The sequence below is a fragment of the Ulvibacter sp. 2305UL32-6 genome, from assembly GCF_058148545.1.
On record NZ_JBYVKA010000044.1, the window covers coordinates 1 to 923 of the forward strand.

Below are 923 nucleotides of genomic sequence, written 5' to 3' on the forward strand. Positions count from 1 at the left end.
CCTAACTGTTTTGTGTATGATTAGTGGCGTGTTTTAAGCACTTAATTTAGCAAATAAAAACCGAATAGAAAATCCGCGAGGATTTTCATAAGTAGGCGAGAACTAGCCATTAATTATACACGTTGTTGTACAACGTTTTTAATTTTAAATCAGAAATTACCAGCATAAATAGTTTTCTTATAAGTCCATTTCATATTTTCTTTAGTGAAAACAATATAACTTGTGTAACCACAATCTTGCGCTCCATAGTATACATAATGAAATAATCCTAGATTGTGTCTCTTTGAATAATAGACTCTTGAAAAACTCATTATTCCTACATTAAAAACTGAATTTCTTTTTCCGAAATTATATGGTTCTAATCCATTCTTTTTGGCAGATTCCATAGTTAAGAGTTCTATGCCATCTTTCTTGATCAATTCTGTATTTAATTTTCTTGTATTTAATATAAATTTTAAGTTTTCAAAAAAACTAGAATCATTAACTAAATCACTAAGTCCATTTTGAATTAATTTATTATGATGTTTGAATTCACGTGAAACTAATGAATCTGGATAGATTATTCCAAACTTTTGTATAGTGTCTCTTTCTAATTCGGATATAAATTGACGTTTCTTAATTTTACTAACGTAACTAGAATCTACTGTTTTTGGTATTTTTATGATTGGATTGCAATAATCAATTTCAAAAAAACTATCTATAACTTGATTTATAATATCATGTTCTTCAATAAAACTAATATCGTTTTCGGTTTTAGATTCCGTCAACAACGCAATATCTTCTGGAATTTCTGAATATTTGTGTTGGACATAAAAAAACAAAAAAATCACATAAGCGATTATAGCAATAACAGCGAATGCGAAAACAAATATTAATATGTCTTTAGTTTTTTGTCTCAAATGTTGTACAACGTGTTTGTATAA

The 923-nt window shown here is 27.2% G+C and carries 1 protein-coding gene; it reads right to left on the reverse strand.

The genetic code is table 11. The annotated features are described in order from the left end of the window. Positions 1-149 precede the first annotated feature (149 nt). Positions 150-923: hypothetical protein (locus tag ACY2RU_RS17615; RefSeq protein WP_490139797.1), on the reverse strand; the 774-nt coding region annotated here is incomplete at its 5' end.